The 16,978-nt window shown below is 41.0% G+C and carries 15 protein-coding genes; 14 read left to right on the top strand and 1 reads right to left on the bottom strand.

Annotated elements, in window-relative coordinates:
- Nucleotides 1-10 precede the first annotated feature (10 nt).
- Nucleotides 11-1,192: a glycosyltransferase 87 family protein gene (locus tag G610_RS0109625; protein WP_026524610.1), complete on the top strand. Its 1,182-nt coding sequence runs from the start codon at nt 11-13 to the stop codon at nt 1,190-1,192.
- A 28-nt stretch (nt 1,193-1,220) separates the two neighbouring features.
- Here the strand turns inward: G610_RS0109625 and G610_RS0109620 are convergent, their stop codons facing one another.
- Nucleotides 1,221-3,113 carry a hypothetical protein gene (locus G610_RS0109620; RefSeq protein WP_026524609.1) on the bottom strand — a complete coding sequence of 631 codons (1,893 nt, stop codon included), beginning with the start codon at nt 3,111-3,113 and terminating at the stop codon, nt 1,221-1,223.
- A 168-nt stretch (nt 3,114-3,281) separates the two neighbouring features.
- On the opposite strand from G610_RS0109620, the gene G610_RS0109615 reads away from it, so the two are divergent.
- The 13 genes from G610_RS0109615 (at nt 3,282) to G610_RS0109555 (ending at nt 16,886) form a co-directional block, all read left to right on the top strand.
- Entirely contained in the window at nt 3,282-4,277 is a 996-nt protein-coding gene (locus tag G610_RS0109615) for a radical SAM/SPASM domain-containing protein (RefSeq protein WP_026524608.1), read from the top strand.
- 14 nt (nt 4,278-4,291) lie between these two features.
- Nucleotides 4,292-6,064 carry a DUF6044 family protein gene (locus G610_RS0109610; protein WP_026524607.1) on the top strand — a complete coding sequence of 591 codons (1,773 nt, stop codon included), beginning with the start codon at nt 4,292-4,294 and terminating at the stop codon, nt 6,062-6,064.
- A gap of 13 nt (nt 6,065-6,077) precedes the next feature.
- Nucleotides 6,078-7,022 (top strand): glycosyltransferase family 2 protein, encoded by a 945-nt coding sequence (locus G610_RS0109605; protein ID WP_026524606.1) that lies wholly within the window; start codon nt 6,078-6,080, stop codon nt 7,020-7,022.
- Between the two features lie 191 nt (nt 7,023-7,213).
- Nucleotides 7,214-8,392, top strand: a complete 1,179-nt coding sequence (locus G610_RS0109600; protein WP_026524605.1) for an SGNH/GDSL hydrolase family protein — start codon at nt 7,214-7,216, stop codon at nt 8,390-8,392.
- 86 nt (nt 8,393-8,478) lie between these two features.
- Nucleotides 8,479-9,984, top strand: coding sequence for a hypothetical protein (locus tag G610_RS0109595; RefSeq protein WP_026524604.1), 1,506 nt, complete (start codon nt 8,479-8,481; stop codon nt 9,982-9,984).
- A gap of 20 nt (nt 9,985-10,004) precedes the next feature.
- Nucleotides 10,005-10,631 (top strand): uridine kinase, encoded by a 627-nt coding sequence (gene udk, locus G610_RS0109590; RefSeq protein ID WP_026524603.1) that lies wholly within the window; start codon nt 10,005-10,007, stop codon nt 10,629-10,631.
- 2 nt (nt 10,632-10,633) lie between these two features.
- A complete protein-coding gene (locus tag G610_RS0109585; RefSeq protein ID WP_026524602.1) occupies nt 10,634-11,854 on the top strand; it encodes a DUF6077 domain-containing protein in 1,221 nt (406 codons plus the stop codon).
- An 8-nt stretch (nt 11,855-11,862) separates the two neighbouring features.
- Nucleotides 11,863-12,624: a hypothetical protein gene (locus G610_RS0109580; RefSeq protein ID WP_026524601.1), complete on the top strand. Its 762-nt coding sequence runs from the start codon at nt 11,863-11,865 to the stop codon at nt 12,622-12,624.
- Nucleotides 12,625-12,758: 134 nt separating this feature from the next.
- Nucleotides 12,759-14,072: an MBOAT family O-acyltransferase gene (locus G610_RS0109575; protein WP_196809832.1), complete on the top strand. Its 1,314-nt coding sequence runs from the start codon at nt 12,759-12,761 to the stop codon at nt 14,070-14,072.
- Nucleotides 14,073-14,104: 32 nt separating this feature from the next.
- Nucleotides 14,105-15,190: a hypothetical protein gene (locus G610_RS0109570; RefSeq protein WP_026524599.1), complete on the top strand. Its 1,086-nt coding sequence runs from the start codon at nt 14,105-14,107 to the stop codon at nt 15,188-15,190.
- 22 nt (nt 15,191-15,212) lie between these two features.
- Complete coding sequence (locus G610_RS0109565) at nt 15,213-16,190, top strand: SGNH/GDSL hydrolase family protein (RefSeq protein ID WP_155830998.1); 978 nt, start codon at nt 15,213-15,215, stop codon at nt 16,188-16,190.
- Entirely contained in the window at nt 16,180-16,551 is a 372-nt protein-coding gene (locus G610_RS0109560) for a transporter (RefSeq protein ID WP_035797332.1), read from the top strand. The genes G610_RS0109565 and G610_RS0109560 overlap by 11 nt, the downstream gene beginning before the upstream one ends.
- On the top strand, nt 16,548-16,886 hold the full coding sequence (locus G610_RS0109555; RefSeq protein WP_035797331.1) for a hypothetical protein: 339 nt from the start codon (nt 16,548-16,550) through the stop codon (nt 16,884-16,886). The genes G610_RS0109560 and G610_RS0109555 overlap by 4 nt, the downstream gene beginning before the upstream one ends.
- Nucleotides 16,887-16,978 lie beyond the last annotated feature (92 nt).

Raw genomic sequence — 16,978 nt, 5'->3', positions numbered from 1 at the left:
TTCATACCTTTTGAACAAAAATAGAACTTTAGAAAGGGTAGCTCTTGCCGTAATGCTTCTGATAGCAGTAGTGGCAAGGCTTATCATGATTCCGGAGGTTACGCTTTCCCCGGATTATAATTCCTATTATCTTCCCTGGGTTAATGCCTACAGAGAATATGGCATTCTCACAGGACTTGGCAAAAACATAGGGGACTACTATGTGCCCTATAATATCATGTACGCTATCTGCTCGCTTTTACCCTGTGAGCCGTACATTCCGTTAGCTATCTTTTCCTTTATTGCAGAGATTGTAAGCGCAGTTTATATCAGGAAAATCGTAATCTTTCTTTTGGGCGAGCGAGGAGTTTTGCAGGAGGAAGCTGAAACAAAAGCTAATTTTGCCGCAGCGCTTTCGCTTTTACTGCCCTTTGTTATGTTTAACGGAGCCCTTTGGAAGCAGTGCGATGCAATTTACGTGGTATTTATCGTAATCGCCATATATTACCTTTTAAAGGATCAGTACAGAGCTGCATTTATCTTTTTTGCCATATCCTTTGGCTTCAAGCTTCAGGCGATTTTATTTGTACCCTTCTTTTTTATGATCTATCTGGTAAAGAAGGGCTTTAGTATCCTTGAATTTGCATGGATTCCTGTTATGTATCTGATTATGGGTCTTCCCTCAGTTCTTTGTAAAAAGGGCATAAGGGACACCTATTTTGCCTACATGTCACAGACTCAGGAGACCACAACAGAAGGCTACGGCATGGTTTCCTACTATCCAAATATCTACAACTTTGGGCTGGATAATCTTGATGAGTATTTAAAGCTTCCTGCCATAGCGCTTACAGCGGGAATTCTCCTTGGACTTGTAATATATGCCTATCGTAAGAGGGATTTTTTACAGCAAAAAGAAAATGCCATCATGTTCGGACTTTTGATGGCATGGACCTGCACCATGTTCCTTCCTGGAATGCATGAGAGATATGACTATGCCATAGTTCTTCTTATGACAGCTGTGTGTGCCTTCGTAAAGCGTGAGCTTTGGCCCATAGTTCTTGTAATGAATATCTGCTCGCTTCTGGTATATGTGATAGTGCTCTTTGGACAGTACAGTATTTCAATGATACCCATATCTCTGGCAGAGATTGCTGCCTATGGCTATTTTGTATTCTACGTATTTAAAGCATTTGCAAAAAATAAGGCAGCCTGAATCCGGGCTGCCTTTAAGTTTTTATTGTTTAGTTTGTTACCACAACGAAATTCCCGAAATATGAGAATTTGTATTTGGAATTATCTGTATCTATCTCATTTTCTGCGATATCGTCTCTATGCAGGATGAAAATGTTTCCATCATCAAGGTAGGAGCCAAAGGCTTTATCAAAATCCTCCGGCAGACTAAATACGAATTTTCCAAATGAGTCTGCGATTCTAAATTCTGAGTTATCATCCCTGTAGTGAACGGTTTCCATAAATTCATAAGGTGATGTCTTTGTGTAATACAGGGCAACCATGTATGGCGCTGATAAGTGCGAGTAGGTCGAGTAAATAACCTTATCATCAGCTGCGGCTTCGTTTGCATAGCTGCAGGCTTCACCATAGCCCGGCATGAAGGCCTCAGCACTCATTTTGTTGTACTCGCCAAAATATGTCTTTATGAATAGAACGGCGCCTATAAAGAATATGGCAGGTGCCACGGCCTTGCAGGCTATCATCATAGCATGTATAGCCTTACTTGCTGTAGATTTCTCTATCAAAATGAATTCTGATGTGGTAAAAATATATCCTCTTGCAAGAAAATACATGGCAGGTATGAAGAGTACCACCATTCTGTTTATATCTTCCTCAACAAAGAGCCCGAAGATAAATGCCGGTACAAATAAGCTTATTATGAAGATATCCATGCATTCACCGCGTTTTGCTCTTATAAAGCTTGCGATAATGCCTATGATGGTCATAGGAAAAGCAAAGGTAAACAGCGGAGCATAGCCCGGTATATAGTTTAGAATCTGCTCAGATGAGTTACCTACAGTCAGATTCTTAACCATGGTAATAAAGCTCTTTGCGATGGCCAGCATAAAGCCTGAACCGGAGGCAAATACGGATCTTTTTGCGGTAAGAGCATTTATTGTAAATACCTGTGTTACGATCTGCGGAAGTCCGAAAAAGCTTACTGCATAGAATAGGATCAGCGGCATTGATGCCAGAATAAACAGTATAATGCCGAGGATCATCTGGAAAGGTGTCATACGACCTGTTTTTACGCAGAATATGGATATTATCAAAAGATGAATCGGTATAATTATGGTGGTTGCGCCGTAGCTGTAGAGCGATAATGCATAGCAGATGGCTGACAACGCAAAGATAACTGTGGCCTTTACATCAGATGAGCTAAGAACCTGCCTTTTCTTTTTATCTCTTGTCTGGAAAAGTGTTCCCACATTTTCGAAGGAGGAAAAATCCTTCTGAAGGGTCATTCCCTGAGCAAAAAGGAAAAGTGCCAGGATAATCCAGAAAGGTGTGGTGTTACTGTCAAGACTCCACCTTGAGAGCATCAGATGATAAGGACTAAAGGTGATGATGCAAAGTGAAACCAGCGGAATCCAGACGTATTCGCCGTTTATATTCTGAAGTGAGTTTATGTTTTCAGAGGTTTTAATACTGGTTGAGGATAGCTTCTGTATTGTAAGGAAGAACAGAGGAAGTGTAATGATCCCCAAAACAGCCGGTAATGCACGAAGTGTTGTGACCCCTGAACCAAAAAGGAATGTGGTAATCACATTGAGGTAGATCATAAGCGGACTTCCGCCGCCTGAACCGTAGGTTATGGGATAAACCGGGAACCTGAAGCCGTTTCTGTCGATGCCAAATGCGGACAGAATGTAAGCCTCATATCCTATAGAAGATTCATCCTGGTGAAGACCCATGGGAATTTCGCCAAGTTTGTACAATCTAAGGAGAGCTCCCACTACCACTACTGCGATAGGAAGCAGAATAGTATAGAGTTTATTAAATGAAACATTTGAGATATTGATCTGAGAGCTGCTGCTTTTGTCACGCTTATACCATAGAACAACACATCCGCCAGAGGCAGCCAGATATAATAAAGTAAATAACAGGTTTATTTTACTCATAGTGTGCTCCGAAGCTTGATTTTTCTAAGGATTTTATTTCTAATATCCATTAATTATAGAAAACAGCTGGCCTTCCGTCAAACTAAAAACAAATTTCGTTATAGTAGCAAAATCTGACATTCATGTGCTATAATAAACTCTGTTTGACAATTTATGGAGGATTTTATAATGCCAATTAAGATAAACAGTTTCATGGGTAAATTCGGATGGTTTGCAAGAAAGCATTTTCCTATGCTTGCAAGTGAAGCATATTTGAAGCTTCAGTTTGTCACAAGACATAAGTCTCAGCAGAAGTATATTGATTACTTCATGAATGCACCTGAGGTGCCGATGCCCAATGTTGTTAATATCGAGACCATCAACAGATGTAACTCTACCTGCGCATTCTGTACAGCAAATGTACATGCAGAGAAGAGACCTCTTTGCAAGATTGATGATGAGCTTTACAAGAACATCATTGATCAGCTGGCTGACTGGGGCTACAAGGGACATCTTACTCTTTATGGTAATAACGAGCCCTGGCTTGATACCAAGATTGTTGAGAGACATAAGTACGCAAGAGAGAAGCTCCCTGAGAGTTTCATTTTCATGAGTACCAACGGTCTTATCCTTACAATTGATAAGGTTAAGCAGATTAAGCCTTACATCAATCAGCTCATTATCAATAACTACAGCATGGAATTTAAGCTCCATGACAATATTCAGGAGATTTATGAGTACGTTAAGGCCAATCCCGAGGAGTTTAAGGATCTTGATATCGAGATTCAGATGAGATATTTAGAGGAAGTCCTTACAAACAGAGCAGGCTCTGCACCCAATAAGCAGGCCACAGAGAAGGTTATCAAGGAGACATGTCTTCTTCCCTTCACAGATATGTGGATCATGCCTAACGGTAAGCTTGGTCTTTGCTGCTGTGATAACTATGAGGTTACTGATTTTGCCGATCTTAGTAAGGTAAGCCTTAAGGAAGGCTGGGCTTCAGAGAAGTTCATGGAAGTAAGAAGAAAGATTGCAAACGGTCGTCAGAATGAGCCCTTCTGCAAGCACTGCGATTTCATCGATGCAGGCTTCCGTATGACTATGGTTAACGCTATTCTTGAGGGAAGAGATCCCAACAAGCTTGGCGGTCAGCAGAGAATGAAGCTCATCAAGAAGGAAGACTGATTTAAGGAGTAATTGTGAAGGATTTTGCCGGAAAAATACTTTCAAGATGGTATATCCTGCTTATAACTTTGTTTATTATGGCTGTTTTTACCATGTACATGGTGGTTGGTGAAAACAGCTATATTGCTATACCCGATAATCTTGATCTTTTTATGGCACAGTACAAGATGATGCAAAATACTGACACGTTTTTTGCTCGTGATGCACTGGTGCCATTTCTTCATGGGATCAGCAGAGATAATCTTCCGGGAGAGTTCTATCTCTATTCAGTGTTGTTCGAAATATTCCCCGCTTATACGGCATATATTCTGGGCTATATTCTGAAGGTTGTTATAGGCCTTGTTTCATGCATTCTGCTTGCAAAGGATTTTGGACTTAAGTGTGACGCTCCTGCATATATCTGCGGTTTTGCATACGGAATACTCAATCTGTTCCCTGCCTTTGGAATTCCCTTTGCTTCAATACCCCTTGTGATCTATCTCTTAAGGCGGATCTACAAAGAGGGCTTATCGGTAAAAGCCATTAAATACTATGTGCTTTTGTTTTTATACCCTGTAGTTTCCTACTTTTCCTATTTTGGAATGTTTATACTTGGATACCTGGTGCTGGCCATAATATGGAGATGGATAGCAGATAAAAAGCTATCAATCCCTCTTTGCATCGGCCTTGTGGTGCTGTCAGCAGGCTTTGCCATTTTAGAGTATCGCCTTTTTGGAACCATGCTCTTTTCTGATGAAGTTACGATCAGAAGTTCCATGAAGGATGCCAGTATGACGCTTCCGCAGATTTTGGGTGAGTCCTTTGATGTTTGGAAAAACGGCATGATGCATGCAGATGATGCCCATTCATATTTTGTTTTGCCAATATGCATCATTTACTTTGTTTTCCTGAATGTGAGATATATTCGTGAAAAGAATGTTCGCGGGATTTTCAGTGATGTTTATAATCTGTTTGCTGCGCTTTTAGTATTTAACAGCGCGGTATATGGGGCATATTATAGCGAGGCCATGAGGAATCTTGTTGCAACGCTTGTTCCTCCTCTTACGGGCTGGCAGTTTAACAGAACCATCTTCTTTAGCCCCTTTTTGTGGTATGCATCTCTTTTTATAATCTGCTACCGAATGGCGAAGGCAGCAGGGGTGAGCAGCAGTGATGTTTATAAGAAGGCACTGAGCTTTGGTTCTGCCATCATACCTGTTATAGCGGTATTTGTGATTTTAATTGGATCAAAGCATTATAACGATCTGTATGACACTGCTTACGGAACTGCCTATAGGATAAAGACAGGCCATGAAGTGGACAGACTTAGCTATGGAGAATTCTATTCCGAGGAACTTTTTGATATAATAAAGTCCGATATTAATTATTCGGAGAATGACTGGTCGGCAGCCTACGGAATGCATCCCGCTGTACTTGAATACAATGGAATATCTACCATTGATGGATATCTTGGATTTTACACTCAGGAATATAAGGATGCCTTCAGAAAGGTTATTGAGCCGGCACTTTCCCGCAAGGAGAACACCAGAATCTACTTTGATGAGTGGGGAGCAAGGTGCTATCTCTATTCGGGAACAGATGATTCTATAGTAATGGCTACAAGAAGCTATACCGGTGTTACCGATAATGATATCTACATCGACAGTGATGCTTTGAAGGAGCTTGGCTGCAGATATATCTTTTCCAGAATAGATATATCCAATGCGAAGGAAAAAGAACTTACGCTAAAGGGCACATACAGTGATGAATCATCACCCTATGTGATTTATGTATACGAGGTTTATTAAGGAAGGTAAAGTGATGGATAAGATTGCGGTTTTAATCCCCTGCTACAACGAAGAGCAGACAATTGAGAAGGTTATTAAGGACTCAAAGGCAGCCCTGCCTGATGCGGTTATTTATGTATATGATAACAATTCATCGGACAGAACTGCAGAGATTTCAAAGGCAGCAGGCGCCATCGTAAGACATGAGTATGTGCAGGGAAAAGGGAATGTAATCCGCAGAATGTTCCGTGAGATAGATGCAGAGTGTTATATCATGGTAGACGGAGACGATACCTATCCTATGGATTCAGCTCCCGGAATGTGCGAACTTGTACTTAATAAAAACGCTGACATGGTTGTGGGAGACAGACTTTCATCAACATATTTCACCGAGAACAAGAGACCTTTCCACAATTTTGGAAACAGTCTTGTAAGAGGCAGTATAAATAAGCTTTTTGATTGTGATATCAGAGATGTTATGACGGGATTTCGTGCATTTAGTTACGAATTTGCAAAGACATTCCCTGTTTTGTCCACAGGCTTCGAGATTGAAACCGAGATGACAATTCATGCTGTTAACAATCACATGCAGATAGAGAACTACATCATAGAGTTCCGTGATCGTCCGGAGGGCTCCGAGTCCAAGCTCAACACCTATTCTGACGGTATGCGCGTGCTTATGACAATTGCAAGACTTTACAGAGATTATAAGCCCATGGGCTTTTTCTCAATCCTTGCTGCGATTTTCGCCGTTGTTTCAATTGCTTTCTTTATTCCGATCCTTATTTCTTATATTGAAACAGGATTGGTTGAGAGATTCCCTACTCTTATCGTATGCGGCTTTGTTATGATGGCTGCGCTGCTTTCGATATTCTCGGGACTGATGCTCAATAACATGACAATAAATCACCGAAGAGAATTTGAGATGAGGCTCATAAGCCTTCATTCCGAAAAAAAGGAAAAGCTAAAAAAATCTTGACAAAAATATGCCCTCTTTATCTGAGAAAACCGGAAAAGAGGGCATTTTTATGGGATTTTTTATTTTGAATTTACTGTGACCACAATCTTAAGATTATCTTAAGATTCTTAAGCTTTCCTTTAAAATAATTAAATACATGATATTATCAAAAGGATAATTAATTTTGACTGACTTACTGAGAGGAGTTTTTTATGAAAAAGAAGCTGGCACTTGCCATGACACTTATGTTGGTATTTTCTGCCGGATGCTCAAAGGAAGCAGTATTATCTGCCAAAAACAATGCTAATAAGGCACAGACAGAAGCTTCTGAGGAGAATGTAACTGGCACTGAAGATGCCGGTGCGAATGATGCAAACAGCGCAGAGTCATCTACTGAGAATGCAGATGCTGAGAATTCTTCAGGTGATGCTTCTTCCGTAGCAGCTTCATTTAATCCGGATGATATAGTTGAGCCTGAGATTGCAGAAGAAGTGATAACACAGCCTGTTGATGTTCTTCAGAAGGATGCAGAAGCAGATGCAGCCGCAGCCGCATCAGCAGAAGCTGAGGCACAGACAGAGGCGGCTGTTCCGGAGGATAACACTATCGATATTGTTTTTCTTGGTGACAGCCAGTTTGACAATGCCAGAGATACAGGAAGTGAGATCCCTGCATATACCAGAGCGCTTATGGGTGATGATGTACGAGTTTACAACCTTGGAATCGGTGGAACCTGTGCTTCCATAGAGAGAGGTGCCAGTGATCTTCCACAGGATATCAATGATTCATGCTTTGTAGGCATTTGCTATGCTCTTGCAGGACAGCTCCCGGATGATTCATTTATGAATAATACATCTGCAGCTGAGGATTATCACAAGGTTAATCCTGCCAATGTTGATTTCTATGTTATAGAATACGGTGCAAACGATTACATCAATGGTAAGGATTTAAGTACTGAGGGGGAGCCCTTTGATATTCACTCCTTCAGAGGCGCTCTTAATAAGGGTTGTGATATTTTAAGTTCCATAAGCCCTAAGGCAAAATTCATCATCTGCAGCCCTTCATATTGTATCTGGTATGGTGCTGACGGATATGTTATTGGAGACAGCTACACGGTAAGTAAGGGAATAGGTACTCTTGCGGAGTATGCGGATATATCAAGGAACCTTTGCGAGGATAATGGCTATTTCTACCTTGATACTATGTATGCTACATATTTTGATCTGAAGATTACTACTTTTGAGGATTATCTCGCTGACGGACTTCATTACAAAGAGGTTGGCAGACAGGTCTATGCCACGGTTTTGGCACATTTCCTGAACAAATCTCTTGGACGCGATGATGCAGAGCTTCCATACATTGAGATTAATTCATTTACTTATAATAATTAACAACTAATATAATTATGCGATATAATGGGCTTCAGGGTATTTAGTAATAACCTGAAGCTCATTTTTTAGGAAGGAGAGTCTTTTTGATGAAAAAAGGACCCCGCTTGCTTGTCAGCACAGTTATTTTTTTGATTATTCTTGCAGGTGCTGTTTTTGCAGCAATGCTTGTCACAGAGAGAAAATCCAGCTATGAAAAAAATGCAGCCTTTTTTGAGGAGGCAAAGGCAGATCATCTTGATGTTCTTTTTATAGGATCATCCCATGTGATAAATGGTATCAATCCGCTGGTACTTTATGAGAATTACGGTATTACATCATATAATCTTGGCGGACACGGAAGTCTTTTGCAGGAGAGCTATTGGCAGCTTTTAAGGGCGCTTCAGTATTGTAAGCCTGATTACGTGGTGGTTGATGCCTACATGCTTGAGAAAAACTATAAGTATCTTGATAAATGCTATGAGGATACGCCGGAGGATGAGCGTAAGACATCCATAGAGCAGCTCCATCTTAATATGGATGCATATCCCCTAAGCAGACTCAAGATAGCAGCCATAAACGATCTTATAGAGGATAAGGATATAAAGAATCAGTTCCTTTTTAACTTCATCGTTTATCATGACAGGTGGAAGGAGCTTGAGGGCAGCGATTTTAAGAGGCTTACAGGTACTATGACTACCAATTCAGCCATGGGCGCCGAGATGCGATATCTCGTAAAAACCGACGTGGATGAATATCCTCAGTGTGAGGAGGGGCAGGTCCTTGATGAGCACACAGTCGGCGAAGAGTATCTGATGAAGATTATCGATGAGTGCCAGAGAGACGGAATAGGTATTCTTGTGACTTACCTGCCTTTTTCAGCTGAGACCAAGGATCAGATTGCGGCTAATACTGCTGAAGCTGTAGCCGAAAGATATGGCGTTCCCTGCATCAATATGCTTAAGGAAGATGGCATCATTGACGAGGCTACAGACCTTAACGACCACGGACACCTCAATGTTAACGGAGCAGCCAAGGTCACAAATCGTATCGGAGAGTGGTTTAGCCAGAATGCGGATCTTGCAGATCACAGAGGAGATGGCGACTATTCCAAGTGGGATGAGCTTGCGGCAGATTTTCATGAAGAGTTAGACGACATGCTGCTTTCCGGAAATGATATCAGATGTGAGCTCAATCTTCTTATGAGGGATGATGTCAGCAGCATTGTTTATGTAAATACTGAGTCAGAAGCTTTTCATGATGAGGGCATTAAGCACCTTATTTCAAGGCTTTCAGGGTCTGATGGAATAGAGAGGGCAGCAGCCACGGAAGGCCCTTATATCCTGATAAAGGATGCGACTTATGGTAAATATGAGGCCTGCGGCATGGAAACCATAGAAAATGCCGCCACAGCCATGGGAGAGCTTACGTATATTCCAATTGAGAAGAATTTCAGGCTTCTATATCCTTCAAGTGATGAGGAAGTGAACTATTTATATGATGATACTCATTATGATGAAGATATTCAGATTTTGATATATGATAATAATAGTGGAGAGATACTTACCCATCTGTATTATGAACCAGAGCAGACAGAATATGTTTCCACAAAATGATTTTAGAAAGGAAAGAATAAATGGCTAAAGTTTGTGTAGTAGGAATTGCGGGAGGATCAGCTTCGGGGAAGACCACCATCGTCAACAGGATCAGAGAGAAGTTTGGTGATGATATTGTTGTTATAAGCCACGATTCATATTATAAGGCTCATAACGACCTTTCTTATGATGAGAGAAGCAGACTTAACTATGACCACCCCTCTTCTTTTGATACAGAGCTTCTTATAGAGGATGTGAAAAAGCTTAAGAGAGGCGAGGAGATTGATATCCCGGTATATGACTATGCTATTCACAACAGATCAGAGCAAACTATTCACGTGGTTCCAAAGCCCGTAATTCTGCTTGAGGGAATCCTTATTCTTGAAAATAAAGAGCTTAGAGACCTTATGGACGTTAAGGTCTTTGTTGATACTGATGCGGATGAGAGACTTATGAGACGTATCAGAAGAGATACTATCGAGAGAGCCAGAAGTGTAGACTCTGTTCTTACACAGTATGGCGAAACTGTTAAACCTATGCATGAACAGTTCATTGAGCCCAGTAAGAAATATGCCGATCTTATTATTCCCAGAGGCGGCGAGAATCTTACAGGAATCAATATCTTTACTGAACATCTTCAGGCCATGCTCAGGGAGGAGGTACGCTGAGGATGATTGTGCTTTCGGTTCTTGCTCTAATATTATGGCTTTTTATTATACCGATGTGCATGGGACTTCTTTTGCAGGGACTGCTTCCTTACACAAAAAAGACCATTGGGATAACCTTTTTATGCGGTTTTATCCTTTCTTTTGCTGTGTTTGAGGTAGTATCTATTCCCTGTATGATTTTGTTAAAGTACGGCGCTTTTAAGATGTGCGTACGTGTTTTTGGAGCCTGCGAGATTCTGCTTTCTGCTTTAGGTGTATTTTTAACAGCAAAGAGAGTCAGGAAAAAAGTCCGCGATGGCTACGTGCCAAGATTTTCTGAGGATTTCAGGGGAGGCAGAATTCATACCTTCATGAAGCTTACCTTTCCCGGTGAAGAGAAGGCAGATCCTTCAGCTCTTATAAGCCCAAGAACTGATGTGAGGGTGATGAAGGTTCAGTACAGCCTTGAGAGCTATGTTTTCTGGGGAATCTTTTTTCTTATAGTATTGTTCCAGTTATTTATGGCAGTATTTATGGCACCCTTTGACGGAGATGATGCTTATTATGTAGTTGAATCTCTTCTTGCACAGCAGGCCGGGGTTATGAATACAATCCTTCCTTATACGGGAAGCTCCACAAGCCTTGATCTTAGACACGCAATGGCTGTATTTACCATGTGGGAAGCATTTATCGCCAAGGTTAGCGGAGTGCATGCGACTATCGTATGCCATTCCATTATGCCCCTTGTGCTTTTGCCACTGGTTTATCTTATATATCTTGAGATCGGAAGAATCCTTCTTGCCGGTAAGCAGGCGATGGTTCCGATTTTCATGATATTTATGTCTCTTTTTATCATGTTTGGAAATACTTCCATTTATACTGCAGAGACCTTTCTTATGATGCGTACCTGGCAGGGTAAAGCCATGGTTTCCAATTTTATCATTCCGCTTATTTTGTGGCTGTTTTTATGGATGTTTGATGATTGCAGAAAGCCCGGATATCTGTGGAAGGAAGAGACAGCAGGCGGAACAAGGGTTATCAGAAACTGTTCATGGGTGATCCTTTTTATGGTCAATATGTGCGCAGGAATCATGAGCTCCATGGGAATCATGTTTGCATGCGGCTTTACAGCACTTTTGACCTTCCTTTTACTTATTTACACAATAGATTTTAAGGTCATCGTTAAGGCGGCCCTTTCAATAATTCCCAGCGTGATATATCTGCTGGTATATAAATCTATGTAGAGGTTATTATGTACGGAATTTTTATGGAAAGCTGGGTGATATTTAAGCAGTACGGAGGAAACGGCTTTATGCTGGTCCTTTTTGCGGCTGCTCTAATATATCTCCTTATAGCAGAGAAAGATTACAGGAAAAAGATGGTGATCGGGATTGCGCCGCTCATCGTGCTTCTTGGCTTTTTTGTGCCCTTTACCAGAATAGCTTATGTTGCAATCTTGGATGATGGGGCAGATACCTATTACAGGATACTGTGGCTTCTTCCTATGGGAGTGTGCATCGCCTATGCGGGCTGTAAGCTTTTTGCTTCTCACAGAAGGATTGGCACGGTTGTTGTCAGCGCTCTTATCATTCTTTGCGGCAGCATTGTTTATAAAAATCAGTATATGCAAAGAGCTGAGAATCTTTATCATATACCGCAGGTTGCTATCGATGTCTGTGATGTTATATCGCCCAAGGAGGGTGAGCCCAGAGTAAGAGCGGTTTTCCCTGAGGAGCTTGTCCATTTTGTAAGACAGTACGACACGAATATCATGATGCCTTACGGAAGAGATATTATTGCATGGAAATATTACAACGCTGTTCATGAGGCTTATGAGAATGTTGAGACCATAAATGCAGAGGAGCTTCTTGCCGCAACAAGAGAGACTAAATGCAGATATATTGTTATGCCCAAGGGCAGAAGTATTGATGTGGACCTGGAGGAGATGGGACTTACTCTCATTGCAGAAGTGGATGCATATAATATTTACGAAGACCCTAAGATGGTAAACTGATTCCTATGACTTTTAATTCTTACATATTCATATTTGTATATTTGCCGGTATTTATTCTCGGAATACATTTAATCCAGAGATTTTGTAGTACGAGAGATAATGCCGAAGTTATCATGCGCCTTTGGATTATTGCCATGTCAGTCCTGTTTTTTGCAGGCTACGGAGCATTAAGCATAGGTGCTCTTTTTGTGAGCATAATCTGGAATGTGCTTTGGGGATATCTTATAGATAAAAAGGGCGTTTCACTGATTCCCGGAGTTCTTGGAAATGTTTTATTTCTTTGCTTTTTTAAATATAACGGCAGTATTGTAATGCCGGTGGCTGTGAGCTTTTACACCTTCCAACAGATAGCATTTCTTGTGATGCTGAAAAAGAAGGAAGTAGAAAGTTTCAGACTTTCTGAATATCTTAGTTACATTCTGTTTTTTCCAAAGATAATGCAGGGCCCCCTTGCTGATTACAAAAAGATTACAGGTGAGCTTAATTCCCTAATTAAAAAGAAAGTAGCATCAAGGGATATCCTTATGGGAATGGTGCTTTTTATACTGGGCCTAGCCAAGAAGGTCCTGATCTCAGATGCGTTGGGACTTGGGGCGGATTACGGATATTCCAATATTCAGATTCTTACGGCAATAGATGCCATCATTGTGGCTCTTAGCTATTCACTTCAGCTCTATTTTGATTTTAGCGGATACTGCGATATGGCTGAGGGTATTTGCAGAATGTGCGGTATGGATCTTGAAATCAATTTCAGCTCGCCTTATAAAGCAAGGAATATCGCAGAGTTTTGGGATAGGTGGCACATAACTCTCACCAGGTTTTTTACGAAGTACGTTTATATTCCCCTTGGAGGCAGCAGACAGGGAACCATGAGGACATATCTTAATATTCTGATTGTGTTCTTTCTTAGCGGAATCTGGCATGGTGCAGGCTTTACCTTCATAATATGGGGGCTTATGCACGGCGTTATGATGGTTATAACAAGGGTTGTTAAGCCGGACAAATTCAAGAGCAGGTTCTTTACTTTTATTTATGTTTCAGCGGCATGGGTATTCTTTAGAGCAAGAACGGCAGCAGATGCTATTACGCTTCTTGGGAAAATAGTAGAACCTGCTGCCTGGAGCGGCCTTAGGATAAGTATTAAGCTGGCAGAGTGTTTTCAGCTGGATGAGCTATGGTATGTTCTTAAGGTTACGCCTATTCCCGGATATAGCTGGAGCGGCTATGTGTGCATGTGGTTTATTGTGATTCTCTCATGCCTTCTTGTGTTTACAGGAAAAAATGCAAAGGAACTAGCTGCAGGCTTTGAAAAACGCTATGAGCTTGTAACAGAGCAGGGCGGCAGCAGAGCCTTTTTGGTGGTATGCATGGTGCTTTTGGCAGCACTTTTTGTATGGTGTACCCTTAGTCTTGGAAGAGTCAGCACCTTCCTGTATGTGAATTTCTGATGCATTGAAAATACGATTTTTATCGGAGTTTTATGAAAAAAGACGGATTTGCCAAAAAGTTAATACTTATCTTCGCGGTGATTGTGGCACTTATGCTGGCAGTTATCAGTGCGCTGGTTATATATGTGGATCCTTTTTTCCATTATCATAAGCCCCTTTCAGGGTTTCCTTATGTTGTGGATAATCAGCTTTCCCAGAATCCCGGCATGGCCAGAAATATGACCTACGACAGCTGCATAATAGGCTCATCAATGACTGTGAATTTTCACACGGACGATTTCCGCGAGCTTATGGGGCTTAATACTCTTAAGCTGTCATATAGCGGCGCATATCCAAGGGATGATTACAATATTCTTAGTATAGTGTATGACGATAGCACCCTGGCAAGGCAGACAAATGATGTTAAGGCTGTTTTTATGGTGCTGGATATTCCTACTCTTACTGCGGCTACAGATGAGATAAAATATCCGTTGCCGGAATATCTCTATGATAAGAACGTTCTTAATGATGTGAAGTATCTTTGGAATAAGGACGTTATCCTTGAGTATATTTTCAGACCTTATATTCAGAAAAGGCCTTCGAATATGTCTGAAATCTACGCCAGCTGGTGGACTGGGGAATATTACAATATCAATTATGTAATGCATGGATATGAGGCTCCGGAAAAAGTTGAAGAGGAGATGGATCCGGGTCTTTTGATACCTCAGACAAAGATAAATCTTGAGGAAAATATTTTGCCCTTTATCGAGGCTCATCCTGAGACAACTTTTTATGTGTTTGTGCCGCCCTACAGCATTCTATACTGGAATAATGTTTTAACTGAGAACCACCTCGAAGCGACCCTTAATCAATATAGATTTGCGGCATCCGAATTTTTGTCGTATGATAATGTGCGTCTGTTTTATTTTCAGAACAAGGAGGAAATAGTTACAGACCTTAGTAACTATGCGGATTATACACATTATAAGCCGGAGATTAATCGTTATATGACGGAGTGTTTTGCAAACGGAGAACATGAAGTCAAAAGTAATGAGCAGTTTGAACATGAGCTTTCGGAGATGATGCGTATTGTGAATGACTTTGATTTCGACGCTCTACTAACTGCGGAGTATTATTAAGCAGGTATGGAGGGAATTAACATTGCCAAACTTACGATCAAATGACAATAGAGAACGGGAATCTTCCGTTCCGGCATGGGTACACCTGGTGGTGCTTGCCGTAATCGCACTTGTTATCATTTTTGTAGTGGTGAAGCTTAGTATATGGAATAAGGGAAGAGAAGTTGATACTTCTGATGTCAATGCAGAGGACTATGAGGTTGAAGTCCTTGACCAGATTTTTGTACTTCCCGCAGAAAAAAAGGAAGGTCATGAGGATGACGGCGAAGAGACCATACTTGTTCTTGGTAATGACGCTGTGACCTATGACTATTCAAAAACAGGCTTTTGCGGACTTGTTGCAGATAAAACAGGAGCTACGGTGATCAACGCAGGCTTCCCTAAAAGTACTATTTCTGTTAAGAATGCAGAGTATCAGGCTGATTATCCCATGGACAGCTTCAGCTTTAATAATATTGTAGATTCAATCGTTACTGGCGATTTTTCCAGAATGGATGAAGCGCTGAATTCATTTACTGAAGACAATACTTATACACTTAGCCTTGGCAGTCTTGAGAATACCGATTTTAGTAAGGTTGATACTCTTGTGATCTACTATGATGCACTTGATTATATAAGTCTTCGTCCCGGAATGAATCCCGGTGATGAAGTTGATCCCATGACATATATGGGAGCCCTTCGCTCTGGAATTAAGAAGATTCAGGAAAAATATCCTTATATCAGAGTAGTATGCATGTCATTTACCTTCTGCTATGCTTATGATTCTGACGGAAGTCTCAAGAACGGTGACAGAGTAGACTTTGGAAACGGTAAGCTCACAACCTATATGCAGCACATGATAGATGTATGCGGAGAGACAGGCGTTTCCTTTATAGATAACTATTACGGAACTATAGATGAGGGTAACAGCTCAGAATATCTTCTTGATAACATCCATGTTAATCAGGAATGCAACAAGCATATAGCAGCTCACTTTGCGGAGGCTATTTATGGAAAATAAGAAGGTCTCCCTGAAGGCTATATTGTTTTTGCAGGGTGCGGTTTTGATATATTCCCTCACCACTGTTATCAGCAAGATAGTTTCAAATTACGAGTTTTTGTCTGCTAAATTCATATTGTTTTATATGCTGGATTTTGCAGTTCTTGGTGTATATGCCATTTTGTGGCAGCAGCTCCTTAAGAAGTTTGAGCTTTCAATTGCTTATGCCAATAAAGCAATGACACTTTTGTGGTCACTTTTATGGAGTGTAATTCTATTCCATGGCGAGGTCACAGTGCCCAAGGCCATTGGTGTTGCTCTGGTAATAGCAGGAACCATCATCCTGAATAAGCCTGCCCGCGAGGAAGGAGGGAGCTTATGATTCCTTTCATTATCCTTGCACTTGTAGGACAGCTTATTGCATCCATATCACAGATGCTTCTTAAGAAAAGCTCACAGAAGGAATATCCGAATTTTATCAGACAGTATCTGAATGTCCTGGTAATTATGGGATACGGACTTTTGGTTGTTTCCATGTTTATTGCCATAGTATGCTACGGTCACATGCCGTATATGTATGTGGTAATCTTAGAGCCGGTGGGCTATATCATGGTTATGTTTCTTAGCAGGATGCTGTTTGCTGAGAAAATTACAAAAAATAAGATTATAGGAATGCTTCTTATACTTTCAGGTATATGTGTGTTTTATCTTATTTGAGCAAACGCCGCTTCTGTGCGGTTTTGCGCCGCCTTGCATGATATGTGCATTGCGGTTATAATTTTATGAGCCTAATAATTATAAATTTTTTA

Origin of the sequence: Butyrivibrio sp. MB2005, from assembly GCF_000424285.1 — a bacterium.
GTDB lineage: Bacteria > Bacillota > Clostridia > Lachnospirales > Lachnospiraceae > Butyrivibrio.
This window is presented reverse-complemented; position numbering and strand designations above follow the sequence as displayed.